Origin of the sequence: Rhodococcus sp. NPDC056960 (assembly GCF_042674125.1) — a bacterium.
Taxonomy (GTDB): domain Bacteria; phylum Actinomycetota; class Actinomycetes; order Mycobacteriales; family Mycobacteriaceae; genus Rhodococcus_F.
On sequence record NZ_JBHURF010000020.1, the window covers coordinates 150,044 to 175,317 of the forward strand.

The following is a 25,274-nucleotide window of genomic DNA, read 5'->3' on the forward strand; positions in this document are numbered from 1 at the left end:
CACCAGGTCTTCGGTTCCAGTAGTGCGAGTTTCCCGGCGGCGGGCGACAGCGCCCGAAACCCGGTGCAGTCCAGGCGAATCGATACAAGTAACGGGATTCACCGCGAATCCACGAGTACGCAGAGGAGGAGTTGTTGTGGGAGCGACCAAGTCGAGCCGAAGTGCCACCGCGGCGGGGCTGTTGGCGATTGTGTTGTGGAGTTCGATGGTCGGAATGATCCGTCTGGTCACCGATAGCCTGGGAGCGATCGGCGGTGCCGCGATGATCTACTCCTGCTGCGCGGTTCTGTTGTCGGTGACTGTGGGGTGGCCCAAGTTCAAGGACTTCAGCCGGACGTATCTCGTCACAGGTGCGGTGATGTTCGCCGCGTACGAGGTGTGCTTCGCCCTCGCAATCGGACTGGCCGACACCCCGAGGCAGGCAATCGAAGTCGGGATCGTCAACTATCTGTGGCCCAGCCTGACGGTGGTGTTCGCGATCGTGTTCGCGGGACAGAAGGCTTCGCGCCTCATTCTGCCCGGCATCGTGCTGTCCGTGGCCGGCATCGCAGTGGTTCTCGGCGGTGACGCTGGACTGGACATCACCGGCACCCTCGACAACGTGCGCTCGAACCCCCTGAGTTACGCCCTCGCGTTCGCCGGCGCACTGATCTGGGCGGGCTACTGCACCGTCACCAAGATGTTCGCGAACGGGAACAACGGCATCACGCCGTTCTTCACGCTGACGGCCGTGTCGTTCTGGTGCATGTACCTCCTGTCGGACCACGAGCCCATGCACCTGAGCTTCACCGCAATCGCGGCGACGGTGGTGGCGGCGTGCGCGATCGGCTTCGGCTATGCCCTGTGGAATGTCGGAATCCTTCGCGGAAACATGACGTTGCTCGCCGCGGCTTCGTACTTCACGCCCGTACTGTCCGCGGCCTTCTCGTCGCTGATGTTGGCCACGGCACTCGGGCTGACGTTCTGGGTGGGAACCGCTGTGGTGTGCATCGGAGCAATCCTGTGCTGGCTGGCTACCCGCGAACCGAAGGCAGCCGTCGAGGTTCCCGAAGAGACCAGCGCACTCGACGAGCAGATTTTCGACGAGCAGCCGGTCGACGAGCCTCGCCTCGAAGAGTCCGCCGTCGTTCGTTCGCTGCTCGGTACGCGCGTGGAATGCGCGGTCACCATCGTCAGCGATCACCATTCGGCACCTCGAGTGCCGGTCGATGCCCGGTCGGGAAGCTAGCACCCCAGCAGGACCCCCAGGTGAGTGGCAAAGCGTGCGTCAGCACACTTTGCCACTCACCTGCGTTCAGGCGTGGACGTGCAGAGGCTTGCCGGCCACGGCGAGGAGGGCCTCACCGAGTGCCTCGCCCTGGGTGGGGTGGGCGTGCACGAATTTCGCCGCCTGGGCGGCCTCGACCTGGAAGTTGTACAGCAGCTGCGCCTCACCGATCAGCTCACCGACGCGGTCGCCGACCATGTGCACGCCGACCACGACACCGTCCGGCGCCACCACGAGTTTCACCGCTCCCGACGTCTTCAGGATCTGACTCTTGCCGTTCCCGGCGAGGTCGTAGGTGACGGTCTCGACGTCCTCACCGAATTTCTCGCGGGCCGCGCTCACTGTCAGCCCGACGGACGCCACCTCGGGGTGGGAGTAGGTGACCCGCGGGATCCCGGTCTCGTCGATGACGTCCGGACGGAGCCCCGCGATCTCCTCTGCCACGAAGATGCCCTGCTGGAAACCGCGGTGCGCAAGCTGCAACCCGGCGACGATGTCGCCGACCGCATAGACGTTCGGAACCGTGGTGCGCAGTCGGTCGCTGGTCACCACGAATCCCCGATCGAGGACCACTCCGGTCTGCTCGTATCCCATCGAGTCGGTGTTCGGACCGCGCCCGACCGCGACCAGCACGACGTCGGCGTCGAGCACGTCCCCGGAGTCGAGAGTGACGGACACCGAATCGTCGTCCTGCGTCACGTCCGTCACCCGCACGCCTGTCTTCGCGGCGATCTTGCGACGACGGAAAGCACGCTCGAGGTACTTGGAGACCGTCTCGTCCTCGTTCGGCACCAGCCGGGGCATAGCCTCGACGATCGTGACCGACGCACCGAACGACGCCCACACACTGGCGAATTCGACGCCGATGACGCCGCCGCCGAGGATGATCGCCTTCTTCGGGACCGACGGCAGCACCAGCGCCTGGTCACTGGTGACGACCCTGCCGCCGATGGCGATGCCCGGCACCGTCTTCGGCGACGACCCCGTTGCCAGCACCACGGTGGCACCGGTGATCAGCTCGCCGTCGACCTCGACACCGTTGGGCCCGACCAACCGTCCGCGACCGTTGACGACGGTGATGCCGTGCGAGTCGACGAGGCCCTGTAGCCCCTTGTGCAGCCGGGTGACGATCGTGTTCTTGTAGCTCAGCACCTTCTCGAGGTCGACTCCGCCGAACGCGACCTCGACACCGAACTGTGACGCCGTGCGGGCACTGTCGGCGACTTCGGCGGCGTGCAGCAGTGCCTTGGTCGGGATGCACCCCTGATGCAGGCAGGTGCCGCCGAGTTCGTTCTCTTCGATCAGGATGACCGAGCGGCCGAGTTCGGCCGAGCGGATGGCGGCCGCGTAACCGCCGGAACCACCACCGAGGATGACGACGTCTGCAGATCTGGACATGGGCAACTCCTAGCTGGACAGGATGAGGGGTGTAGAGGTCAGTGGGTCGAGGTGGCGGCGACGGCCTCCGCGTGCAGGCGGCCGGCCCGGTACGACGATCGGACGAGCGGACCGGACAGCACACCGAGGAATCCGATCTCGCGGGCGGTCTGGTCGAGCATCGTGAACTCCTCGGGTTTCGCCCACCGCTCCACCGGATGGTGCCGGGCCGACCGCCGCAGATACTGGGTGATCGTGATCAACTGGCACCCGGCCGCGTGCAGATCCCGCAGAGCCTGGATCACCTCGTCCGTCGTCTCCCCCAGCCCGAGGATCAGATTCGACTTGGTGATCAGGCCGGCCTCCCTCGCCCGGGTGATCACGTCGAGGGACCGCTCGTAGGTGAACGCGGGCCGGATACGACGGAACACCCGGGGAACGGTCTCCACGTTGTGCGCCAGCACTTCCGGGCGGGTGTCGAACACCTCGCGGAGCTGTGCCGGGTCCGCGTTGAAGTCGGGAATGAGCAGTTCGACGCCGGTGCCCGGACACAGCGCGTGGATCTGCCGCACCGTCTCGGCGTACAGCCACGCGCCGCCGTCGGGTTGATCGTCGCGGGCGACGCCGGTGACGGTGGCGTAGCGAAGTCCCATCGTCCGGACCGATTCCGCGACACGTCTCGGCTCGCCGCGATCCAGTTCTGCCGGCTTGCCGGTGTCGATCTGACAGAAGTCGCACCGCCGGGTGCACTGGCTCCCGCCGATGAGGAACGTCGCCTCCCGGTCCTCCCAGCATTCGAAGATGTTGGGACATCCCGCTTCCTGACACACCGTGTGCAGATCCTCGCGGTCGACGAGCGCGGCGAGCTTCCGGTATTCGGGTCCGGTGCGCATCTGCACCTTCATCCACGGGGGTTTGCGTTCGACCGGGGTCTGAGCATTGCGGACTTCGAGACGGAGCAGGCGGCGGCCTGCGGGAGCGACGGTCTGCGGTTCGGGGAATGCAGTCATAGAGAAACTCCTACGGCCGGTCGAAACCGGTCGGTATGCGACCCCCCGGCAGCACGGCACGGAGGAAAGTGAGGGGAAGGCGAGCACGCGACGACAACCGTTGCAATTGTGGCTATCTGGGCTCTCGTCGCTCTGCGTGTGCGGTCACGTCCGAGCGAAGATCAGTCGAGGATGCCAAACGACGAGGCGTTTTGGCAAGATCGTCGCCGCCCGGCGACCGTGGAGGAGCCCGGGGAGACAAACCCGCCACGCGTGTGTACTGTTTGGCAAATCACAACTGAAGACGCCGTTGACGCGCAGCGGGAGAACCTCCGCTTTCGGAGGCGCCGTAGGAGCAAGTTCCTCCCCGGGAATCTCTCAGGCCCCAGTACCGCAGCGTAGAGGCAACTCTGGAGAACAGGATCGGCCGTAGGCCGGTACTTACCGAAGGTGAAGAGCACGCCGCAGTTGCGGTGGGCCCAAACTCTCAGGTTTCAGGACAGAGCGGGGAGGTGCCCCTAGTCGACGTCCGGTGCGGTCCGGACTCAACGAAACCGGAGTCACCTCGTGCCAGTCGAAACCCGTCACGCGCGCCACGCCGCGCCGCTCACCAGCGATTTTCCGTCACGTCACATCGGTCCCGACGCGTCCGCCACCGAGCGCATGCTCGGCGCCCTCGGGTACGACACGCTCGATCAGCTCATCGATGCCGCCGTACCCGACCAGATCCGCAGCTCGGAGTCCCTGGACCTGCCCGCGGCGCGGTCCGAGCAGCAGGTTCTCGCCGACCTTCGGACGCTGTCGGAGCGCAACGACACCCGCGTCCAGATGATCGGCCTCGGGTACTCCGACACCATCACCCCCGCGGTACTGCGCCGGAACATGCTCGAGTCGCCCGCCTGGTACACCGCGTACACCCCGTATCAGCCGGAGATCTCCCAGGGCCGGCTGGAGGCGCTGCTGACGTTCCAGACCGTCATCGAAGACCTGACGGCCCTCCCCCTCGCCGGCGCGTCCCTGCTGGACGAGGCCACCGCGGTGATGGAAGCGGTGCTGCTGATGCGCCGCGCGAACAAGGCGAAGTCGTCGACGCCCCGCGTCGTCGTCGACGCCGACTGCCTGCCGCAGACCCTCGCGGTGGTGTGCGGCCGGGCCAAGTCGGTGGGCATCGAGGTCGAGGTGACCGACCTGACCGGCGGACTTCCGGACGGTGACCTGTTCGGCGTCGTGTTCCAGGCACCCGGCGCGAGCGGGCAGGTGCGCGACCTGGCCCCGCTCATCGCCGCCGCCAAGGAGCGCGGGGCGCTCACCACGGTTGCCGCCGACCTGCTGTCGCTGACGCTCCTCACCCCGCCCGGTGAGCAGGGCGCAGACATCGCGGTCGGCTCCGCCCAGCGCTTCGGTGTGCCCCTGTTCTTCGGTGGTCCGCACGCCGGCTACATGGCGGTGCGCGACGGTCTCGAGCGGATGCTCCCCGGCCGGCTGGTCGGGGTGTCCGTCGACGTCGACGGCAACCCCGCGTACCGGCTGGCGCTGCAGACCCGCGAACAGCACATCCGCCGCGACAAGGCGACCAGCAACATCTGTACCGCACAGGCCCTGCTCGCCAACGTCGCCGCGATGTACGCCGCCTACCACGGCCCGGAAGGGCTGCGCGCCACCGCGACCCGGGTGCATTCTCACGCGACCGCCGTCGCGGCCGGTCTGCGCGCGGCCGGACATTCGGTGGTGCACGACAGCTTCTTCGACACCGTGCTGGTGCGCGTTCCGGCCGGGGCGCGCGACGTCGTCGATCGCGCCGACCGGGACGGCATCAACCTGCGACTGGTCGACGCGGACCACGTCGCGATCGCGTGCGACGAGTGCACCACCGACGAGATCGTGGACCGGGTCCTGTCCGCGTTCGGCGCGGGAGCCCAGGCCGGCACGGCGTCGGGGCTGCCGCAGTCGCTGTTGCGGACGTCGACCTACCTGCGGCACAACGTGTTCCACGAGCACCGGTCCGAGACGGCGATGCTCCGCTTCCTCCGCGCGCTGTCGGACAAGGATCTCGCTCTCGACCGCACCATGATCCCGCTCGGCTCCTGCACGATGAAGCTCAACTCCGCCGTGGAGATGGAACCGATCAGCTGGCCCGGTTTCGCGTCCATCCACCCGTATGCTCCGGTCGAGCAGACCAGCGGCTACCTGCAGCTGATCCGCGGGCTCGAGCGGTGGCTGAGCGAGATCACCGGATACGACCGGGTGTCGTTGCAGCCCAACGCCGGATCGCAGGGCGAGCTCGCCGGACTGCTCGCGATCAACGGCTACCACGAGAGCCGCGGCGACCTCGGCCGCGACATCTGCCTCATCCCGCAGTCCGCGCACGGCACCAACGCCGCCTCCGCGGTGCTCGCCGGCATGCGGGTGGTCGTGGTCGCGACGGCGTCGAACGGCAACATCGACCTGGACGACCTGCGCTCGAAGATCACCGCCCACGAGGGCACGATCGCCGCGATCATGCTCACCTACCCGTCCACGCACGGCGTGTACGAGAACGATGTGCGGACGGTGTGCGATCTCGTGCACGAGGCCGGCGGTCAGGTGTACGTCGACGGCGCGAACCTCAACGCCCTCGTCGGGCTGGCCCAGCCCGGCAAGTTCGGCGGCGACGTGTCGCACCTGAACCTGCACAAGACGTTCTGCATTCCGCACGGCGGCGGTGGCCCCGGCGTCGGCCCGGTCGCGGTGCGCAAGCACCTGGCCCCGTTCCTGCCCGGCAACCCGCTCGGCGGCGACCAGCTCGGCACCCCGGTGTCGGCGGCAAACTACGGGTCCGCCGGAATCCTGCCGATCACCTGGGCGTACATCGCGCTGATGGGCCCGGACGGGCTGACCGAGGCCACCAAGACCGCGGTGCTCGCCGCCAACTACGTCGCGAAGTCCCTCGACGCGCACTTCCCCGTCCTGTACACCGGGCCGTCCGGTCTGGTGGCGCACGAGTGCATCCTGGACCTGCGCCCGGTCACGAAGGCGACCGGCGTGACCGCCGAGGACGTCGCAAAGCGGTTGATCGACTATGGTTTTCACGCTCCCACCCTGTCGTTCCCGGTCAACGGCACCCTGATGGTCGAACCGACCGAATCCGAGGATCTGGCCGAACTCGACCGCTTCATCGAGGCGATGATCTCGATCCGCCGGGAAATCGATCTGGTCGGCGAGGGCGTGTGGCCGCTCGAGCGCAGCCCGCTGCGTCAGGCCCCGCACACCGCGGAGCAGGTCACCGCCGACACCTGGGACCTGCCCTACCCGCGCCACCTCGCCGCCTTCCCGGTCGCGTCGCTGCGCGGCAGCAAGTACTGGCCTCCGGTTCGCCGCATCGACGGCGTGCACGGCGACCGCAACCTCGTGTGCTCGTGCCCCGCGCCCGAGGCCTTCGAGAACACCACCGACATCGATTCTCCGGCCATCGCCGAGACCCCCGAGGAGGCCTTCGCATGACCCTCACCACCACCACGCCCGCGTCCCCGCTGTTGGGCGAGCACGATTCGCTCGGCGCCCACTTCACCGACTTCGCGGGCTGGCAGATGCCGCTGAAGTACGACAGCGAACTCGCCGAACACCATGCGGTCCGCAAGACCGCCGGACTGTTCGACCTCTCGCACATGGGTGAGATCGCCGTCGCCGGGCCCGAATCCGGTGCGCTGCTGGACTATGCACTCGCCGGCGAGCTGTCGAAGATCGGCGTCGGCCGCGCCAAGTACTCGCTGCTGTGCAACGCGGATGGCGGCGTGATCGACGACCTCGTCGTCTACCGCCTCGCAAACGAGCAGTTCCTGGTGGTCGCCAACGCCGCCAACGCCCCGGCCGTGTACCGCGAACTGGCGGCACGCGCCGAGGGATTCTCGGCGACGGTCGACGACCAGTCCGCGGAGACCGCGCTGATCGCGGTACAGGGACCGGCCGCGCAGGACATCGTGCAGTCCCTCGTCCCCGACCGGCAGGTGGCCGACGTCGCGGCGCTGAAGTACTACGCGGTCACCCGGGCGGTCGTCGCCGACATCGACGTCCTCCTGGCCCGCACCGGCTACACCGGCGAGGACGGATTCGAGCTGTACGTCCCGAACGAGCAGGCCGTGCAGTTGTGGCGCGCACTCCTCGACGCGACCACGGCCCGCGACGGCGTCCCCGCCGGTCTCGCCTGCCGCGACACCCTGCGGCTCGAGGCGGGCATGGCGCTCTACGGACACGAACTGACCCTCGGCACGAACCCGTACGAGGCCGGTCTCGGCAAGGTGGTCCGGCTGAACAAGGAGTTCATCGGCCGGGAGGCGCTGCAGGCGCTGTCCGAGCAGGCTCCTCAGCGGGTGCTCGTCGGCCTCGCGGGCACCGGTCGCCGCGCCGCCCGCGCCGACTACACCGTCCATGACGCGTCCGGCGACCGCGCGGTCGGCACGATCACGTCGGGCGCCCTGTCGCCGACGCTCGGGCATCCGATCGCACTGGCGTTCGTCGACGTCGCGCTCCGCGAACCCGGCACCGAACTGACCGTCGACATCCGTGGCAAGAAGGAACCGTTCGTGGTCACCCCGTCGCCGTTCTATCGCCGTTCCTGAACCGTCCCCACTCCCTTCGGCCCCGAAAAGGTGCACCCATGTCTTCAGCAGCTTTCCCCGACGACCGTAGCTACACCGACGACCACGAGTGGGTCCTGATCGCGCCGGGCGACGCCCTCCCCGACGAACCCGTCCGCGTCGGCATCACGTCCGTCGCCGTCAATTCGCTCGGCGAACTCGTCTTCGTCGATCTGCCCGAAGTCGGCGCCACCATCGTCGCCGGCGAAGCATGCGGCGAGGTCGAATCGACCAAGACCGTCTCCGAGCTGTACCCGCCGGTCAGCGGTCGCGTGACCCTGATCAACACCGCCGCCGTCGACGACCCGGGCCTGGTCACCTCCGACCCGTACGGGGAGGGCTGGCTGTTCGCCGTCCAGCCGTCCGACGCCGGCGAGCTCCTCACCGCCGCCGAGTACGCCGAGAAGAACGGAGCGAACGCATGAGCGTCCTCAACCGCGACCTCGCGGATTTCGACCCCGATGTGGCCGCACTGATCGGCAAGGAACTCGAGCGGCAGCGCACCGGCCTCGAGATGATCGCGTCGGAGAACCACGCACCGCTCGCGGTCATGCAGGCGCAGGGCTCCGTGCTGACCAACAAGTACGCCGAGGGGTACCCCGGACGCCGCTACTACGGCGGGTGCGAGCACGTCGACTCGATCGAGCAGCTCGCCATCGACCGCGTCAAGGCCCTCTTCGCCGCCGAATATGCCAACGTGCAGCCGCATTCCGGCGCCACCGCGAACGCGTCGGTGATGCACGCGCTGATCAAACCCGGTGACACGATCCTCGGACTCTCCCTCGCCGACGGCGGCCACCTCACCCACGGCATGCGCCTGAACTTCTCCGGCAAGCTCTACAACGTGGCGGCGTACGGGGTGTCCGAGAAGGACTACCTGATCGACATGGACGAGGTCCCGAAGGCGGCGCGCGAACACCGTCCGCAGCTGATCATCGCCGGCTGGTCGGCCTACCCGCGCCAGCTGGACTTCGCCCGGTTCCGGGAGATCGCGGACGAGGTCGGCGCCTACCTGATGGTCGACATGGCCCACTTCGCCGGTCTCGTGGCCACCGGATTCCACCCGTCCCCGGTGCCGCACGCGCACGTCGTGACGTCGACGACGCACAAGACGCTCGGCGGCCCCCGCGGCGGGATCATCCTGACCAACGATGCGGCCATCGCGAAGAAGATCAACTCCGCCGTCTTCCCCGGCCAGCAGGGCGGACCGCTCGAGCACGTGATCGCCGGTAAGGCAACGGCATTCAAGATGGCCGCCGAACCCGCGTTCGCGGAGCGTCAGGAACGCTGCCTCGACGGGGCCAAGGTACTCGCCGAGCGCCTCAGCCGTCCCGACGTCAAGGAAGCCGGAATCAGTGTCCTCACCGGCGGCACGGACGTTCACCTCGTCCTCGTCGATCTGCGGGATGCCGACATCGACGGGCAGCAGGCCGAGGATCGGCTCGACGCGATCGGAATCACCGTCAACCGCAACGCCGTTCCGTTCGATCCGCGGCCGCCGATGGTGACGTCCGGACTGCGGATCGGCACACCGGCACTGGCCGCACGCGGCTTCGGCCGGGACGACTTCGTGACGGTCGCCGACCTGATCGCCCAGGCCTTGGTCGCCCCCGCCGACGCGGACACGACCGCACTGGCCGCCCAGGTTCGCGTCCTCGCGGACAAATACCCCCTCTACCCGGGGCTGTAATGAGCAGGATTCCCGGCGCGATCCGTCCCTCCGCTCCTCACTGCGTTCCTCGCTGCGCTGCGGTACTCGCTGCGATGCTCGGGAAGGATCTCACCTCGTGACCATCAGTGTGTTCGACCTGTTCTCGGTCGGCATCGGCCCGTCCAGTTCGCACACGGTCGGGCCGATGCGGGCGGCGGGCACGTTCGTCGACGAGCTCGGCACACTCGCACTGCTCGGTGACGTCGCCGGTGTTCGCGTCGATCTGTACGGATCGCTCGCGGCCACCGGTGCGGGCCACGGCACCATGTCCGCGATTCTCCTCGGTCTCGAGGGGTACCGACCGGAGACCATCGCCACGGAGGAGATGGAGACGCGGCTGGAGGCGGTGCGGGCGAGTAGGCGCATCCGTCTCGGCGGCGTGGTGGACATCGCGCTCGCGGAAGACGAGATGGTACTGCATCCGCTGACCGTCCTCGACTTCCACCCGAACGCCATGACCCTCACCGCAATCGGTGCGGGCGGCCGCGAACTTCGTGCGCAGACGTACTATTCGATCGGCGGCGGGTTCGTCGTCACCGACGACGAACCGGAGGTGTCCGTCGGCGCTGTCGCGAACACCTTGTCGTTCGGGTCGGCGCGCGAATTGCTGGATCTCACCGAGCACTACGGTCTCACGATCAGCGAGGTCATGCTCGAACACGAACGGGCTCTCCGACCCGAGTCGGAGATCCGGGCGCGGCTTCTGCACATTCGCGACGTGATGGTCGAGTGCCAGCGACGCGGCATCAGCCGGGACGGGTACCTGCCCGGCAGTCTGCGGGTGCGGCGCCGCGCCCGCGGCTGGTACGAGCGGCTGAATGTGGAAGACCCCGAACGTGATCCCGCGTTCGCGGAGGACTGGGTGAACCTGGTGGCCCTCGCCGTCAACGAGGAGAACGCCTCCGGCGGCAGGATCGTCACCGCCCCCACCAACGGCGCCGCCGGCATCATCCCGGCGGTGTTGCACTACGCGGTGCACTACACCCCCGCCGGAAGGTCCGATCCGGACGACACGGCGGTGCGCTTCCTGCTTGCGGCCGGTGCCGTCGGATCCCTGTACAAGGAGCGGGCGTCGATCTCCGGGGCCGAGGTGGGCTGCCAGGGTGAGGTGGGGTCCGCCGCGTCGATGGCCGCCGCCGGTCTCGCCGAGATCCTCGGCGGAAGCCCGGAACAGGTGGAGAACTCGGCGGAGATCGCGATGGAACACAGTCTGGGTCTGACGTGTGATCCCATCGGGGGTCTGGTGCAGATCCCGTGCATCGAGCGCAACGCCATCTCGGCGGGCAAGGCGATCAACGCCGCCCGGATGGCCCTGCGCGGCGACGGAACCCACCGGGTGAGCCTGGATCAGGTGATCGAGACGATGCGGGCCACCGGCGCCGACATGAGTTCGAAGTACAAGGAGACCTCCACCGGGGGTCTCGCCGTGAACGTGTCGGTGAATCTCGTCGAATGCTGACGCACATCTATTGAGGCAGAACGCTATTCACGGTATGGTATGAGGCAGATCACATAACGGAAGAAGCCACTGAGCCGCGGCGGGAGAGTTCCGCCCTCCACCATCTGGATCAGCGGGCGCCGAAGGAGCAAATCCTCCCCGGGAAACTCTCAGGCACCTGTACCGCCGCGGCACGGCACCTCTGGAAAGCGGTCGACTGCAATTCCGGGTCGACTCACCGATGGGGCAAGCGGGTCGTCACTCGCGGAAACTCTCAGGTCGATGACAGAGCGGGGAGGCAGCCCACCCACCGTGGCGTGCCTTGCGCGTCAACGACCACACGGAGTTCCTTTGTCCGAACGAACGAATCCGACCCGTGCCTCCGTCGCCTCACCTCCCGACCCGAGCCCGTCTCCACAGGACAGCGATTCGGGAGGCGCGCATCTCTCGCGCCAGCTGTCCAATCGCCACATCCAGCTGATCGCCATCGGCGGCGCCATCGGCACCGGTCTCTTCATGGGCTCGGGTAAGACGATTTCACTCGCCGGCCCGTCCGTCATCTTCGTCTACATGATCATCGGCTTCATGCTGTTCTTCGTGATGCGGGCGATGGGCGAGATTCTGCTCTCGAATCTGAGCTACAAGTCCTTCTCCGATTTCGCCGGGGACCTGCTCGGGCCGTGGGCGGGATTCTTCACTGGATGGACGTACTGGTTCTGCTGGATCGTCACCGGCATCGCCGACATCATCGCCATCGCCGGCTATGTCACGTACTGGTGGCACGATCTCCCGCTGTGGATCCCCGCTCTCGGCGCGGTCGTACTGTTGATCGCGCTGAACCTGCCCACGGTCAAGGCTTTCGGTGAAACCGAGTTCTGGTTCGCCCTGATCAAGATCCTCGCTATCGGCGGCCTGATCGTCGTCGGACTCGTGATGATCTTCACCCACTTCACGTCACCCGACGGTGCCGTCGCCGGTTTCTCGAACCTGTGGAACGACGGCGGTCTCTTCCCCACCGGCCCGATGGGTTTCGTTGCCGGGTTCCAGATCGCGACGTTCGCCTTCGTCGGTATCGAACTCGTCGGCACGACAGCGGCGGAGGCCAAGGATCCGGAGAAGAATCTTCCCCGCGCGATCAACTCCATCCCCGTGCGCGTCATGTTGTTCTACGTGGTGGCACTCGTCGTCATCATCTCCGTCACGCCGTGGCGTGACATCCTCCCGGACAAGAGTCCGTTCGTCACCATGTTCACCCTGGCGGGTCTGGGCATCGCCGCCTCCGTCATCAACTTCGTGGTGCTGACGTCCGCCGCATCGTCCGCGAATTCCGGCATCTACTCCACCTCGCGGATGGTCTACGGCCTGGCGCAGGAGGGTGACGCCCCGACGCGGTTCGGCACACTGACCCGGCGCCACGTCCCGGCGAATGCCCTGATGCTGTCGGGTGTCTTCCTTCTGGCCGGCGTCGCGATGGTCGCGGCCGGAAACTCGATCATCGCCGCGTTCACCCTGGTGACGACGATCTCCGCGCTGCTCTTCATGTTCGTCTGGTCGATCATTCTGATCAGCTACGTGGTGTACCGCAAGCGTCGCCCGCATCTGCACGCGGCATCGACGTTCCGGATGCCCGGCGGCGTCGTGATGTGTTACGTCGTGCTCGCCTTCTTCGGCTTCCTGATCTGGGCGCTCACCCAGAAGGACGACACCCTGCATGCGTTGCTGGTGACTCCGGTGTGGTTCGCGATCCTCGGCGTGGCATGGTCGATCCTCCGGCGCCGCCCCGGGCACCAGGCCCGCGAAGCGGCGTTCCGCGCGGAGATCGCCGCGACGCACCACGAGTAGGCACACGGTGCCGGGATCCGATCGGGATCCCGGCACCGTGATCATGCAGGTGCGGGTTGCAACAGACCGATCCGGTCGAATCGCTCCGCACGTTCGGAGAGTCGCTGGGCGGTGTCCGTCGCGTCGAGCAGCGACAACTCGCGGTGGAGCACCGCGCCGACGCGCGTACAGAATGCCGCGGATTCCTCTGCCGCGTCGGGATATTCGGGAATCACCTCGTCCACGATGCCGCTCGTGAGGAGATCGGACGACCGGATCCCCTGCCGGGCAGCCATCTCCGGCGCGTGCGCGATGTCGTGGTGCAGAATCGCGCTCGCCCCTTCGGGCGGCAGGGGTGAGAGCCAGCCGTGCCGGGCCGCGAGTACCCGGTCGGCCGGGATCAACGCGAGTGCGCCGCCGCCGGTGCCCTGCCCGAGCAGCAGGGAGATCGTGGGAACGTTGAGGGAGACCATGTCGGCGATGCAGCGTGCGATCTCGCCGGCGAGCCCGCCTTCCTCGGCCTCCTTCGACAACGCCGCTCCCGCGGTGTCGATGACCGTCACCAGTGGCAGGTTCAATTCCGCCGCCAGCCGCATTCCCCGGCGTGCTTCCCGCAGGGCGGCCGGGCCGAGCGGCGACCGCGTGGTCTGCCCGCGACGGTCCTGACCGAGCAGGACGCAGGGCATGTCACCGAACCGGACGAGGGCGAGGATCAGACCCGGGTCGTTCTCCCCCTGCCCGGTTCCGTTGAGCGGAAGAACATCCGAGGCGGAGTGGAACATGACGTCGCGCACTCCGGGCCGGTCCTCGCGGCGCGAGGCGACCACCGACTCCCACGCGGGGACGTCCGGCAAGGTCTCGCGCACGGGCACATCGGCGAGCGACGGCCGGCCACCGCGACCGGAGGTGATGATGCGCAGCGCCCGGTCGACGATCTCGGCGAGCTGGTCCGGCGGCCGCACCGCGTCGATGAGTCCGTGCGCATGCAGGTTCTCGGCGGTCTGGACATCGGCCGGGAACGGCGAGTCGTACAGCGCCTCGAACACCCGCGGTCCGAGGAATCCGACGAGCGCTCCGGGCTCCGCGATCGTGACGTGGCCCAGCGACCCCCAGGACGCGAATACGCCGCCGGTCGTGGGATTCCGGAGATAAACGAGGTAGGGCAGGTGCGCTTCCTTGTGCCGGATCACCGCCGCCGTGATCTTGACCATCTGCAGGAACGCGGTGGTCCCTTCCTGCATCCTCGTCCCGCCCGACGTGGGGAGGGCGAGGAGTGGGAGGCCCTCACGGGTGGCGCGGCGTATCGCGGCGACCAGACGCTCGCCCGCGGCCACCCCGATGGAACCGCCGAGAAAGCCGAACTCACAGATCAGGATTGCGGTGCGACGGCCGCGGATGGTGGCCGTCCCGGTCAGAACCGCCTCGTCCAGGCCGGTCTTCTGCTGTGCGCGCAGCAGTTCGTCGGCGTACTCGGAATCCGCCGCGACGGGGATGGGGGCGGTGTCCCACGACTCCCAGGTTCCGGTGTCGGCGACGAGGTCGAGCAGTTCGGGTGCAGTCAGGCGTGCCATCAGCTGCATTCCTTCAGCCACGACATCACGGTGTCGGTGTCCGCGCCGAGGACGGGCGGAGCGGTGTGCCGAGTCTCGGTGACCTCGGTGCCGTCCGAGTCGAAGAACCGCAGCGGCGGGCCGGGCAGGGTGATGGTGCCGAGCGTGCGGTGGTCGACGTCGACGAGCAATCCCTGCGACTTGGTCTGCTCCCATTCGTAGACCTCGGAGATCGTCCGGACCCGCCCGGCAGGAACCCCGATGCGGTCGAGTTCGATGAGAAGTTCGTCGCTGGTGTATGCGCCGAACGCGTCCTCGACCAGTTCCAGGACCTGCTTGTGGTTTTCGACGCGTTCGGGGTTGGTGGCCATGCCGGGGGCGTCGGGGTCGAGATGGAAGCCGGCGCAAAACCGCTTCCACAGCCCCTCGCTGCCGACCGAGATCTGCACGGCGCCGTCGGCGGTGCGGAAGAGGCCGTACGGGGAGATGGACGGATGGTGGTTGCCCTGCGCCTCGCCGACCTCGCCGGCGACGGTCCACTTCGTCCCTTGGAAGGCGTGCACGCCGACGACGCTGGCCAGCAACGACGTGCGCACCACGCGGCCCCGTCCGGTGCGTTCGCGTTCCTGCAGGGCGGCGACGACGCCGAACGCCCCGTACATGCCGGCCAGCAGATCCGCGATGGGGACGCCGACGCGCTGGACGTCGTCGGGATTCGGTCCGGTCAGCGACATCAGCCCGGCCTCGCCCTGGGCGATCTGGTCGTAGCCGGCGCGTCCGCCTTCGGGTCCGTCGTGACCGAAACCGCTGATGGACAGGATCACCAGGCGGGGGTTCAGTTCCGCGAGGCGCTCGGTGGTGAATCCCAGGCGGTCGAGGACACCGGTGCGAAAGTTCTCCATGAGGACGTCCGCGCGCCGGACCAGGGACTCGAGGGTGCCACGTCCGTCGTCGGCCTTGAGGTCGAGGGTGATCGACTTCTTGTTCCGGTTCGCGGACAGGAAGTACGTCGATTCCCGCTCGCCGTCGGCCGGGTCCACGAAGGGGGGTCCCCAGCCGCGGGTGTCGTCGCCGCCGTGCGGGGTCTCCACCTTGATGACCTCCGCGCCGAGGTCGCCGAGCATCATCGCCGCGTGCGGGCCCGCGAGTGCGCGGGTCAGATCGACGACGACCACGCCTTGCAGCGGACCGGTTCGCTCCATCGTTTTCGTGGACATGTGCAACCACCGTTACTTCCTGGCGAGAGCCGCGATATCTGGATTGTTGGTTCAGTGACCTAGTGGACTAGCCAATTAAATGAAACATCTGTCCCGGCCGATGTCAAGAGCCGAAGAATGTGCCGGACTCCTACCCGGCGACGGTCAGAGCCAGCCGGGCACCACGAGGATCGCCCAGGCCGCGAGCGGCCCGATGGCGACGACGAGCGCGCTGTATTTCAGGATCTGCTTGTAGAACCGGTCGCGGTCGACGTTCTGGGCATTGGCGAGCACCAGGGCGCCGTTGGTCGAGAACGGGCTGACGTCGACGATGGTCGAGGAGATGGCGAGCGCGACGATGACTCCCACCGCGCCGACCTCACCCGCGAGCAGGAACGGAACCGCGAGCGGAATGGTCGCCCCCAGAATCGCGGTGGACGAGGCGAAGGCGGAGACGATGGCCCCGATGTAGCAGAGGAGGAGGGCAACGAGGAGCGGCAGGCCGAGGCTCGCCACCGCATTGCCGACGTACTCGACGGTTCCCGCCTCCTGCAGCACTCCCACGAAGGTGAGGACGCCGCCGATGAGCAGAACCGTCGACCAGCTGATCTGAGCGATGGCGCCTTTCTGAGCCTTCGGCGAGGCGAGCGCCAGGACGACGGCCACCGTCATCGAGATGAAGCCCACGTCCAGGTCGAGGATCAGCGAGAACACGGCGAGCGCGGCGAGGCCGACGAGGGTGAGGGCCTGATCGAACGTGACACGGGGACGAGCCGGCGAGTCCGCGACCGTCGGCATGGGGCGCACCTTGGTCGCGGTGGCTCCGCCCGAGCCCGAGCCGCCGCCGGTCGCGGGAACTCCGCCGCCCGACCCGCCGCCGACGGTTTCTGCCGAATCCTCGGGGCCGTCGTCGTGCACGCTGCGCCCGATCAGGTTCCGACCGCCGAGGAAGACGAAGAGAAGTACACCGATCGCGGCGTTGAACAGGAGACTGCCGAGGAACAGGGTGAGCGGACTGCTGGTCAATCCCGCCTTGGACGCGATGTCGTTGACCGTGACGCCGTAGATGCTGATCGGCGAGAAGCCGCCGGCCTGTGCTCCGTGCACGACCATCATGCCCATCAGGAGAGCGTTGATCTTGTAGCGGGCGGCGAAGCCGAGCGCGATCGGGGCGACGATCGCCACCGCGGCGGGACCGAGGGCACCGATCGCGGTGAGCACCGCGGTGATCCCGAACATCACCCAGGGGATCAGGGCCACACGACCGCGGACCAGCCGGACCGCCCCGCGGACCATCAGGTCGACGGTCCCGTTGTTCTGGGCGATCGCGAAGAGGTAGGTGATGCCGACCAGCGTCAGGAACAGGCTGGCGGGGAAGCCGGCGATGATGTCGTCACTGCTCATGTGCAGCGACAGGGTTCCGACGAAGAAGGCGGCAACGAAGCCGAGGGCGCCCATGTTCACGGGCAGCAGGGTCGCCGCCAGAAACATGACAGCGAGCGCAAGGATGGGAATCAACTCGGTCGACACGAGAGTCTCCGGTTCTGTGGCAGTGACATGGTCTCGGCCACCGCCGGTGAGCAAATTGACTCAGTGGCAGATTGGCCTAGCCACTTCATCGAAGCAGTGTTGTGGATCACTGTCAACAGGAACTGTGCGTGCGGTTACATGACTTCGCGAGATACCGTGGAGTAGTTTCAGTGGAATGGAGAGTGGGTGGCCCAGTGGCTGAGCAACTGCGTCCGGTGGCGCGTCCGCGGCTGTACGAGGTGATCGTCGAACAGCTCTGTGCGCACATCGCCGACCACGAGATGACGCCGGGTGACCGCCTCCCCGCCGAACGCGAACTCGCAGCTCAACTGGGTGTGAGCCGCGCGTCCCTGAGTCAGGCTCTCGTCGCCCTCGAGGTGCAGGGCGTGGTGTCGGTGCGGCACGGAGACGGCGCGGTGCTCGTCCGCCGTCCCATCGAGGAGCGCGCCGTCAAGGCGCTGCGAGAACACGCCGACCGCCTTCCCGAGGTGATCGAGGCCCGCGAGGCGCTGGAGGTCAAACTCGCCGGACTCGCCGCCGAACGCCGGTCCGATGCGGAGATGGCCGCGATCGATTCCGCACTCGCGACGATGGAATCGGAGATCGCCGCGGGCGATCGCGGCGTCGTCGGCGACGAGCAGTTCCACGAGGCCATCACCGTCGCGGCGCACTCGTCACTGCTGGCCAAGCTGATGCGCGAGATTTCCGGGCTGATCCGGGAGACCCGGATCGAATCGCTGTCCCAGGCCGAACGCCCGCGGGCGTCCCTCGAAGGGCACCGGCGCATTGCGACGGCGATTCGAGATCAGGACTCCGCGGGCGCTTCCCGGGCGATGGCCGATCACATCCGGATGGTGTCCGACGTCGCGCTGCTGCGCGAGGGCGGGTAACCGCATCTATCCGCCGACCACCGACTGCGGCCGGTGGGCGCCGAGGATCGTGTCGGTGTCGGCCCCGAGTACCGGCGGGGCGGACGTCAGGTGCGGACGTTCGCCGGCGAAACTGACCGGGAACGCGATCTGCCGCAGGCTGCCCAGCGTCGGGTGGTCGACCGTGCCGATCATCCCGAGCGCCGCGGTGTGCGGATCTGCGTAGATCTCGTCGAGGTGCCGGATCGGCGACACGGGAACGGCGTGCGCGGTGAGCGTGTCGCACCACTGCTCGACGGTGCCCGTCGCGAAGGCCTCGGACAGTTCTCGCTCGAGATCGCCGCGATGCGCCACCCGGTCGCGGTTGCGTCCGAAGCGCGGATCCGACGTCAGATCCTCCCGGCCGATCGCCGAGCACAGGCTCGCCCATTGCTTGTCGTTGCCCACCGCGACGACGAAGTACCCGTCGCTCGCGGGAAAGGCTTGATACGGAGCGAGGTTCGGATGTCCGGACCCGAGCGGGCCGGGACGCTCGCCGGTGGCGAAGTAATTCGTCGCCCAGTTCACGTGCAGGGCGAGTTGGCACTCGAACAGCGACGTCGTCACGTACTGCCCGCGGCCGGTCCGCGACCGTTCCACGAGAGCCGCGAGCACGCCGACCAGTCCGAACAGTGCCGCCCCCAGATCGCCCATCGCGAATCCGGCCTTCATCGGCGCCCCACCCGGCTCACCGGTCAGGGACATGAGGCCGCCCGCGGCCTGCGCGATCATGTCGTAGCCGGGCTCGTCGCGCAGCGGACCCTCCTCCCCGAACGCGGAGATGTGCAGCACGACCAGGTGTGGGTACCGCTCGGACAGCGTCCGGTAGTCGAAGATGCGCTGCAACCCGCTGCCGGGCTTGAAGTTCTCTACGACGACGTCGGTCTCCTCCAGGATCCGATGGATCGCGTCCTGTCCCTCCTCCGACTTGAGGTCGACGGTGACCGACTTCTTGCCCCGGTTGATCGCGAGGTAATAGGTGGCGTCGGCGCCGACGAACGGCGGCCCCCACGACCGGGTCGGGTCGCCGCCGTCGGGATGTTCGACCTTGGTGACGTCGGCGCCGAGGTCGGCGAGCGACATAGTTGCGTACGGTCCGGCGAGGATCTTGGAGAGGTCCAGCACCCGGACACCCGCAAGGGGCGCCGGTCCGGCGTGGGTCGTGCTCACAGCAGAACTCCTGTCGCCGAAACGGTTCGGGGTGCGGTGTCGTGCGCGGCGCGGGCCTCGACGTCGGTGCCGTCGACGATGGCGGCCAGTTCGTGCAGGGCCGCGGCCGGGACGTGTCCGGTGTCGCCGGCGAGGTAGGCGTTCGCGACGAGCAGCGACCGGTACCCGCGGTCCGAGGTGATCGCGAAGTCGGCGAGGTCGTAGAGCAGGGTCGCCATCACCGCGCGGGCCAACTCGTTCGCGTAGCGCGCGCATCCGGCCTGCGCGAGGTCGTCGCCTCCCGCGACCAGCAGGTCGCCTTCCTCGATCAGGTCGTCCCAGCGGCGGCGGAGCACGTCGGTACCGGCGGCGCAGTCGGGTCCGAGCCCGGCGAGGATGCCGCGCATCGCGTCCGCAAGCTGACGGTGCGCACCGAACTTCCGCATGCACCGCAGCACGTCCAGGGCGATGACGTTGCTCGAGCCCTCCCAGATCGAGCCCAGGTGGGCGTCGCGGACCAGGCGGGCGTTCGTCCATTCCTCGATGTAGCCGTTACCGCCGCGGACCTCCATGGCCTCGCCGGTGACGACGCGGGCCCGTTTGCACACGTAGTGCTTCGCGAGCGGGGTGAGAACCCGGATCAACCCCCGAGCGGAGTCGTCACCGGCGTCGGCGGCCTGCAGGCACTGCGCGCTGTACGCCACGAGCGTGAGCGCCGCCTCTGCGTCGAGTGCGAGCGGCAGCAGGGTGGCGCGCATCAGCGGTTGGTCGAACAGCTTCTTGCCGAACACCACCCGCTGCCGGGTGTGGTCGACGGCGTCCCGCACGGCCCGTCGCATGAGTGCGCTCGACCGCATCGCGTTGGACAGCCGGGAGGTGTTCACCATCTCGGCCATCTGCCGGAACCCGCGGTCGAGTTCGCCCACCTGCAGGGCGTACGCGCCGGTCAGCGACACCTCACCGCTGGGCATCGACCGGGTGCCGAGCTTGTCCTTCAACCGGTCGATCGTGTAACTGTTGCGCTCACCGCTCGCCAGAACCTTGGGCACCATGAACATGCCGACGCCCCGCGTCGAGTGGTCGTCGCCGCCGGGGAACCGGGCCAGGGTGATGATGACGTCGGCGTCGGGATTGGACGCGAACCATTTCTTCCCGGTCAGCCGCCACCCGTCGCCGTCCCGCTCCGCGACCGTCTCCGTTCGGGCGATGTCCGTGCCGGCCTGCGGTTCGGTCATGAACATCGCGCCCGTCATCGCCTGGCCCGGGTCGGTGGACGTCAATCCGTCTATCCAGGAACCGAACTCGCCGGGGTCGCCGAACATGCGCAGGATGCGGGCGGCGGCGTCCGTCATCGACACCGGGCACGCCAGCCCGAATTCGGCCTGCACGAAGACGTAGGACGCGAGGTACTTCACCAGGTGCGGCGGCACGGCCTCCCAGCCGTGCAGGCCCCCGCGGTGCGACAGCGCCGACAATCCGTATTCGCTGTAGGCGGCGCGGCACAGTTCCTGGTAGGCCGGGTGATACGCGATCCGGTCGATGCGTTCACCGTCGCGGTCGAACTGCTGCAGCACGGGCGGGTTCTTGTCGGCGGTGGCGGCGAGGGCGTCGAGTCGTCCGGCGGCGTCGGCGCCCAGCCGGTCGAGCAGGGCGTTCAGCCTGTTCCGGTCCGCGGCGTCGGTCCAGCGGTCGACGACGATGCGCAGGGCGGGGTCGGTGTGCGCGAAATTCATGAGTGGGCAGCATCTTTCCGGATCGAGGAGCGGGTGGGAGGGGTCGCGGCCTCCCGGTTGCGACGGGCGTCTCCCCTGCGGAGCAGCAGGGTCATGCAGACGAGCGAGAGCACGACGTAACCGAGCCCGAGGGCGACCACCGGCCAGATCGAGTCGGTGTGGGTGAGCAGGAACTGGCAGAGCATCGGGGCGGTTCCGGCGAAGATCGCCGTCGACAGCTGATACGACAGCGAGATCCCGGTGTATCGCACGGTGGTCGGGAAGACCTGGGCGAGGATGCCGGCGAGCGCCGCGTAGTACATCGCGTGCGGCGCGGTGGCCAGCACCATGCCGAGCATGGCCAGTGGCACCGACCCGGTCTGGACGAGGAGGAACATCAACGGCAACAGCACGATCTCGGGCAGCAGCATCCACCGGACCGCCCGCGACGGGTCGATCCGCGTGGCCAGCACCGCACCGAACGGCTGCACGAGAACCTGCGCGACGAGCGCGACCGTGATCACCAGCAGGAAATCGCTGCGGTCGAATCCGAGATCGGCGGTGGCCCAGGCGAGCGCGAACGTGGTCTTGACGTATGTGATGGCGACACCCGCGACCACCGCGCCCACACCGAGGACGAGTTCGACGGGGTGCGAGCGCAGCACCTCGACGAGCGGCATCCGGGTGCGTTCCTGCGCGACGACGGCCTTCTTCATCTCCGGGGTCTCCGAGATGCGCAGCCGGATGTACAGCGCGACGACGACGAGCGCCGCGGACGCGAGGAACGGCAGACGCCAGCCCCAGCTCTCGAACACACTGTCCGACAACAGCGTCAGCGCGAGAAACGCCAGGGTCGCGAGCAGGTTGCCGACGGGCGATCCCTGTTGCGCGAACGCGCCGTACAGCACCTTCTTGTTCGGGGGCGCGAACTCGGTGGCGATGAGCACGGCGCCACCCCATTCGCCGCCCATCGCGATGCCCTGGACCACGCGGAGCGCGACCAGGAGGATGGGCGCCCAGATCCCGATCTGCGAGTAGGTGGGGAGACAGCCGACACCGACCGTCCCGATCCCCATCAGGGCCAGCGTGATGATCACGGCGTTCTTGCGTCCGAACTTGTCACCGAAATGCCCGAACACGATTCCGCCGAGCGGCCGTGCCACGAACCCGATCGCGAACGTCGCGAAGGCGGCGAGGGTGCCCACCGCGGGCGAGGCGTCGGGGAAGAACAACCGGCCCAGCACGAGCGCGGACGCGGTGCCGTAGATGTAGAAGTCGAACCATTCGATGGTTGTCCCGACGAACGCGGTGACTCCCGCTCGGCGGGCCTGCCGGGTGCTGTATTCGGGTGGTGCCGCGTCGCGGCCGGGACTCGGATTCACGGTTCTCCCTGACTGTCGTGCTCGTCCCACCGGGGTAGCGGTGGTGTGCATCACTATGGTCGGGATTCCGTGTAGAGTCCAAGACTTAATTCAGCTTGTTTAGGTGCTCAAACCACATAATTGCGAGGAGTGGTCGTGGAACTCCGTCACCTGCACGCCTTTCTCGCGGTCGCGGAAGAATTGCACTTCGGGCGGGCCGCCGAGCGCCTCCACGTCGCGCAGTCGCCGCTCAGCCAGACCGTGCGGGCGCTCGAGCGCGAACTCGGCACCGACCTGTTCGTCCGCACCACCCGCTCGGTGCGGCTCACGGCCGCGGGTGAGGCGCTGGTGGCCCCGGCACGGGTGATCGAGGCACAGATCGGGATCGTGCGGGGCATCGCGCGGGCGGCGTCCGCCGGTGAGACCGGGCGCGTCACCGTCGGCTTCGGCGGTGCCGGCGGCTACACGGTGCTCTCCGTCCTCGCCCGATCCCTCGCCGACACCTATCCCGGCATCGAACTGGAACTCCGCCCGCAGATGTACTCCGGTGAGGTGCTCGACGCCCTCGCGCGCGGAACCCTGGACATGGGCATCGTGGGGCTGCCGGTCCCGCGGGGTTTCGCCACCCACACCGTCCGCGAGGAGGCACTGATGGTGGCCGTCCCGGCCGGGCACCGTCTCGTGGATGCCGGTGCGGTCGTGCCGCAGGAACTGGCGAGCGAGCGGTTCGTCATCTATCCCGCGGAACACGGCTCCGTGGTCCGCGACGCCACGCTCGCGCTCTGCGCGACAGCGGGTTTCGCGCCCGTCGTCGCACACGAGGCACCCGACCCCTACAGCCTTCTCGCAATGGTCGGCGCGGGCGTCGGGGTGGCCGTGGTGGTCGATTCGACGGCACACCTCACGATGGACGGTGTCGAATACCTGCCCATCGCCGGCGACGTTCCGACCCTCCCCATCGCGATGGCGTGGGAGGAGTCGAATCCGTCGCCGGCGGTGCAGACCGTCACCCGCGTACTGCGCACCGTGGTCGGTCACCCGTAGCCGGGTCGAGCTTTCGCGATCGAATGTCATGCCGATCCGAGTGGACGAATGTCCCATCGGGTCACGCCCGACCACCCGGTGCCGCGGAGTGGGACGCGTCCGTCGTCACGCCCGACTCGGCGGGGACGGGTGCCGAGGTGTCGTTCGACCGTCGCCGCGCGCGGTACGCGATCAGCGTGACCGCCAGTGCGCCCAGGCTGAGCACGATCTGCGACCGTGTCGAGTCGACGAAGAACATCGACACCAGCACCGCGACGATGCCGGCGACCGCGACGTAGGAGAGGTACGGGAAGAGCCACATCTTGAACCGGAGTTTCCCGGCCTGCTCGCGTCCCATCGTCGTGCGCATGCGGATCTGGGTGAGCGCGATCATCAGGTAGACCATCAAGATGGTGGCGCCGGAGGCATTGACGAGGAACGCGAAGGCCGTCTCGGGAGAGAAGTAGTCCAGCGCGACGCAGGCGAATCCCACCAGAAGGGCGACCAGAATCGAATTGCGGGGAACACCGCGCCGGTCGAGGCGGGCGATCCCGCGCGGTGCGTCTCCCTCCTGGGCCAGCACGAACAGCATGCGCGAGGACGTGTACAGACCGGAGTTGAGGCAGGACAGCACGGCCACGAGCACGACGGCATTCATGATGTCGGGACCACCCGGGATCCCCATGACGTCGAGGGCCGCCACGAACGGGGACTGGCCGACCTCGATCTCCGTCCACGGGACGATCGCGGCGAGCAGCAGGACGGAACCGATGTAGAAGACACCCACACGCCAGATCACCGAGTTCGCCGCCTTGGCGACGGCCTTCTCCGGTTCTGCCGATTCCGCCGCGGCGATCGTGGCGATCTCCGGACCCACCATCGAGAACACGGCCACCACCACACCGGACAGGACGATCGTCCACCCGTTCGGCGCAAAACCGCCGAACGCGGTCAGATTCGTGACGTCGGCCCGGTGGCCGGGCCAGAGGCCGAACACGAACGCGCCGCCGAGAGCCAGGAAGGCGACGATCGCCGCGACTTTGATTCCTGCGAACCAGTATTCGAACTCACCGAAGTTGGCCACCGACCGCAGATTAACCGCGACCATCAGCAGCATCAGGGCCAGCGTCATCACCCAGGAGGGCAGGTCGATCCAGCGTTGCATGAGCTTGCCGCCGACGACCGCCTCCGCACCGGCGCAGACGACCCACAAGAACCAGTAGAGCCATCCGGTGACGAAGCCGGCGCCACCGCCGAAGGCTGTGCGCGCGTATCCGGCGAACGAACCGGTCGACGGATTTGCCACGGCCATCTCGCCCAGCATGCGGACGACGAGTACGACGAGGAATCCGGTGATTCCGTATGACAGGAAGGCTGCCGGACCCGATGCGTGGAGAAGGGCGCTCGAGCCGACGAACAGTCCGGCTCCGATCACTCCCCCAATGGCGATCATCGACAGGTGCCGTTGCTTCAGTGTCTTCTGCAACGCTTTCGGCTGGTCGGACATAGGCTGCTCCCTCGCGGTCGATATAGGCACGGGGCGCGACACCGGTAACGACCGCGTGCGCGGTCCCACGGCGAGACGTCGATTCCCCGAATCCGAAGTCCCCGAATCCGATTGAGATCGGG

18 protein-coding genes and 2 riboswitches are annotated in these 25,274 nt (G+C 67.9%); of the genes, 9 read left to right on the plus strand and 9 right to left on the minus strand.

The features are described 5' to 3' along the window. Positions 1-136 precede the first annotated feature (136 nt). Entirely contained in the window at positions 137-1,228 is a 1,092-nt protein-coding gene (gene yddG, locus ACFTWF_RS29355) for an aromatic amino acid DMT transporter YddG (protein ID WP_378464639.1), read from the plus strand. A 66-nt stretch (positions 1,229-1,294) separates the two neighbouring features. On the opposite strand, the gene lpdA is transcribed toward yddG, so the two are convergent. Both lpdA and lipA read right to left on the minus strand, forming a co-directional pair. Further along, a complete protein-coding gene (gene lpdA, locus ACFTWF_RS29360) occupies positions 1,295-2,665 on the minus strand; it encodes a dihydrolipoyl dehydrogenase (RefSeq protein ID WP_378464640.1) in 1,371 nt (456 codons plus the stop codon). A gap of 38 nt (positions 2,666-2,703) precedes the next feature. Further along, positions 2,704-3,654, minus strand: coding sequence for a lipoyl synthase (gene lipA, locus ACFTWF_RS29365; RefSeq protein ID WP_378464641.1), 951 nt, complete (start codon positions 3,652-3,654; stop codon positions 2,704-2,706). A gap of 290 nt (positions 3,655-3,944) precedes the next feature. Next, positions 3,945-4,037: riboswitch (glycine riboswitch) on the plus strand. A gap of 163 nt (positions 4,038-4,200) precedes the next feature. On the opposite strand from lipA, the gene gcvP reads away from it, so the two are divergent. The 6 genes from gcvP to cycA all read left to right on the plus strand — a co-directional run bounded on the left by gcvP (position 4,201) and on the right by cycA (position 13,237). Beyond that, entirely contained in the window at positions 4,201-7,113 is a 2,913-nt protein-coding gene (gene gcvP, locus ACFTWF_RS29370; protein WP_378464642.1) for an aminomethyl-transferring glycine dehydrogenase, read from the plus strand. Then, complete coding sequence (gcvT, locus tag ACFTWF_RS29375; protein ID WP_378464643.1) at positions 7,110-8,228, plus strand: glycine cleavage system aminomethyltransferase GcvT; 1,119 nt, start codon at positions 7,110-7,112, stop codon at positions 8,226-8,228. The genes gcvP and gcvT overlap by 4 nt, the downstream gene beginning before the upstream one ends. 38 nt (positions 8,229-8,266) lie before the next feature. Beyond that, a complete protein-coding gene (gene gcvH / locus ACFTWF_RS29380; RefSeq protein ID WP_378464644.1) occupies positions 8,267-8,671 on the plus strand; it encodes a glycine cleavage system protein GcvH in 405 nt (134 codons plus the stop codon). Then, positions 8,668-9,936, plus strand: coding sequence for a serine hydroxymethyltransferase (glyA, locus tag ACFTWF_RS29385; RefSeq protein WP_378464645.1), 1,269 nt, complete (start codon positions 8,668-8,670; stop codon positions 9,934-9,936). Before gcvH ends, glyA begins: the two co-directional genes overlap by 4 nt. 97 nt (positions 9,937-10,033) lie before the next feature. Further along, the gene (locus tag ACFTWF_RS29390) at positions 10,034-11,416 is read left to right on the plus strand and encodes an L-serine ammonia-lyase (protein ID WP_378464646.1); all 1,383 of its coding nucleotides are present in this window, start codon (positions 10,034-10,036) and stop codon (positions 11,414-11,416) included. A 70-nt stretch (positions 11,417-11,486) separates the two neighbouring features. Continuing rightward, positions 11,487-11,591, plus strand: a riboswitch (glycine riboswitch). A gap of 155 nt (positions 11,592-11,746) precedes the next feature. Next, positions 11,747-13,237 carry a D-serine/D-alanine/glycine transporter gene (cycA, locus tag ACFTWF_RS29395; RefSeq protein WP_378464647.1) on the plus strand — a complete coding sequence of 497 codons (1,491 nt, stop codon included), beginning with the start codon at positions 11,747-11,749 and terminating at the stop codon, positions 13,235-13,237. A gap of 41 nt (positions 13,238-13,278) precedes the next feature. Here cycA and ACFTWF_RS29400 read toward each other — a convergent pair whose 3' ends face one another. The 3 genes from ACFTWF_RS29400 to ACFTWF_RS29410 all read right to left on the minus strand — a co-directional run bounded on the left by ACFTWF_RS29400 (position 13,279) and on the right by ACFTWF_RS29410 (position 17,492). Then, the gene (locus ACFTWF_RS29400; RefSeq protein WP_378464648.1) at positions 13,279-14,787 is read right to left on the minus strand and encodes a carboxyl transferase domain-containing protein; all 1,509 of its coding nucleotides are present in this window, start codon (positions 14,785-14,787) and stop codon (positions 13,279-13,281) included. Continuing rightward, positions 14,787-15,983: a CaiB/BaiF CoA transferase family protein gene (locus ACFTWF_RS29405; RefSeq protein ID WP_378464649.1), complete on the minus strand. Its 1,197-nt coding sequence runs from the start codon at positions 15,981-15,983 to the stop codon at positions 14,787-14,789. The genes ACFTWF_RS29400 and ACFTWF_RS29405 overlap by 1 nt, the downstream gene beginning before the upstream one ends. 144 nt (positions 15,984-16,127) lie before the next feature. After that, entirely contained in the window at positions 16,128-17,492 is a 1,365-nt protein-coding gene (locus tag ACFTWF_RS29410) for an SLC13 family permease (RefSeq protein ID WP_378464650.1), read from the minus strand. A gap of 194 nt (positions 17,493-17,686) precedes the next feature. On the opposite strand from ACFTWF_RS29410, the gene ACFTWF_RS29415 reads away from it, so the two are divergent. Beyond that, positions 17,687-18,382 (plus strand): FadR/GntR family transcriptional regulator, encoded by a 696-nt coding sequence (locus ACFTWF_RS29415; protein ID WP_378464651.1) that lies wholly within the window; start codon positions 17,687-17,689, stop codon positions 18,380-18,382. A 6-nt stretch (positions 18,383-18,388) separates the two neighbouring features. On the opposite strand, the gene ACFTWF_RS29420 is transcribed toward ACFTWF_RS29415, so the two are convergent. From ACFTWF_RS29420 to ACFTWF_RS29430, 3 genes are read right to left on the minus strand one after another with little or no spacing between them, the layout of a single operon-like run. Further along, the gene (locus ACFTWF_RS29420) at positions 18,389-19,570 is read right to left on the minus strand and encodes a CaiB/BaiF CoA transferase family protein (protein ID WP_378464652.1); all 1,182 of its coding nucleotides are present in this window, start codon (positions 19,568-19,570) and stop codon (positions 18,389-18,391) included. Then, complete coding sequence (locus tag ACFTWF_RS29425) at positions 19,567-21,282, minus strand: acyl-CoA dehydrogenase family protein (protein WP_378464653.1); 1,716 nt, start codon at positions 21,280-21,282, stop codon at positions 19,567-19,569. Before ACFTWF_RS29425 ends, ACFTWF_RS29420 begins: the two co-directional genes overlap by 4 nt. Further along, positions 21,279-22,643: an MFS transporter gene (locus ACFTWF_RS29430; RefSeq protein WP_378464654.1), complete on the minus strand. Its 1,365-nt coding sequence runs from the start codon at positions 22,641-22,643 to the stop codon at positions 21,279-21,281. The genes ACFTWF_RS29425 and ACFTWF_RS29430 overlap by 4 nt, the downstream gene beginning before the upstream one ends. A gap of 135 nt (positions 22,644-22,778) precedes the next feature. Between ACFTWF_RS29430 and ACFTWF_RS29435 the strand changes: the two genes are divergently transcribed. Then, on the plus strand, positions 22,779-23,666 hold the full coding sequence (locus ACFTWF_RS29435; RefSeq protein WP_378464655.1) for a LysR substrate-binding domain-containing protein: 888 nt from the start codon (positions 22,779-22,781) through the stop codon (positions 23,664-23,666). Between the two features lie 61 nt (positions 23,667-23,727). On the opposite strand, the gene ACFTWF_RS29440 is transcribed toward ACFTWF_RS29435, so the two are convergent. Continuing rightward, a complete protein-coding gene (locus tag ACFTWF_RS29440) occupies positions 23,728-25,152 on the minus strand; it encodes an amino acid permease (protein ID WP_378464656.1) in 1,425 nt (474 codons plus the stop codon). Positions 25,153-25,274 lie beyond the last annotated feature (122 nt).

Excerpts from the sequence above, each read along its gene's own strand:
- lpdA (WP_378464640.1), bottom strand. The coding sequence starts at position 2,665 with ATGTCCAGATCTGCAGACGTCGTCATCCTCGGTGGTGGTTCCGGCGGT.
- lipA (WP_378464641.1), bottom strand. The coding sequence starts at position 3,654 with ATGACTGCATTCCCCGAACCGCAGACCGTCGCTCCCGCAGGCCGCCGC.
- gcvT (WP_378464643.1), top strand. The coding sequence starts at position 7,110 with ATGACCCTCACCACCACCACGCCCGCGTCCCCGCTGTTGGGCGAGCAC.
- gcvH (WP_378464644.1), top strand. The coding sequence starts at position 8,267 with ATGTCTTCAGCAGCTTTCCCCGACGACCGTAGCTACACCGACGACCAC.
- glyA (WP_378464645.1), top strand. The coding sequence starts at position 8,668 with ATGAGCGTCCTCAACCGCGACCTCGCGGATTTCGACCCCGATGTGGCC.
- ACFTWF_RS29400 (WP_378464648.1), bottom strand. The coding sequence starts at position 14,787 with ATGGCACGCCTGACTGCACCCGAACTGCTCGACCTCGTCGCCGACACC.
- ACFTWF_RS29405 (WP_378464649.1), bottom strand. The coding sequence starts at position 15,983 with ATGTCCACGAAAACGATGGAGCGAACCGGTCCGCTGCAAGGCGTGGTC.
- ACFTWF_RS29425 (WP_378464653.1), bottom strand. The coding sequence starts at position 21,282 with ATGAATTTCGCGCACACCGACCCCGCCCTGCGCATCGTCGTCGACCGC.
- ACFTWF_RS29440 (WP_378464656.1), bottom strand. The coding sequence starts at position 25,152 with ATGTCCGACCAGCCGAAAGCGTTGCAGAAGACACTGAAGCAACGGCAC.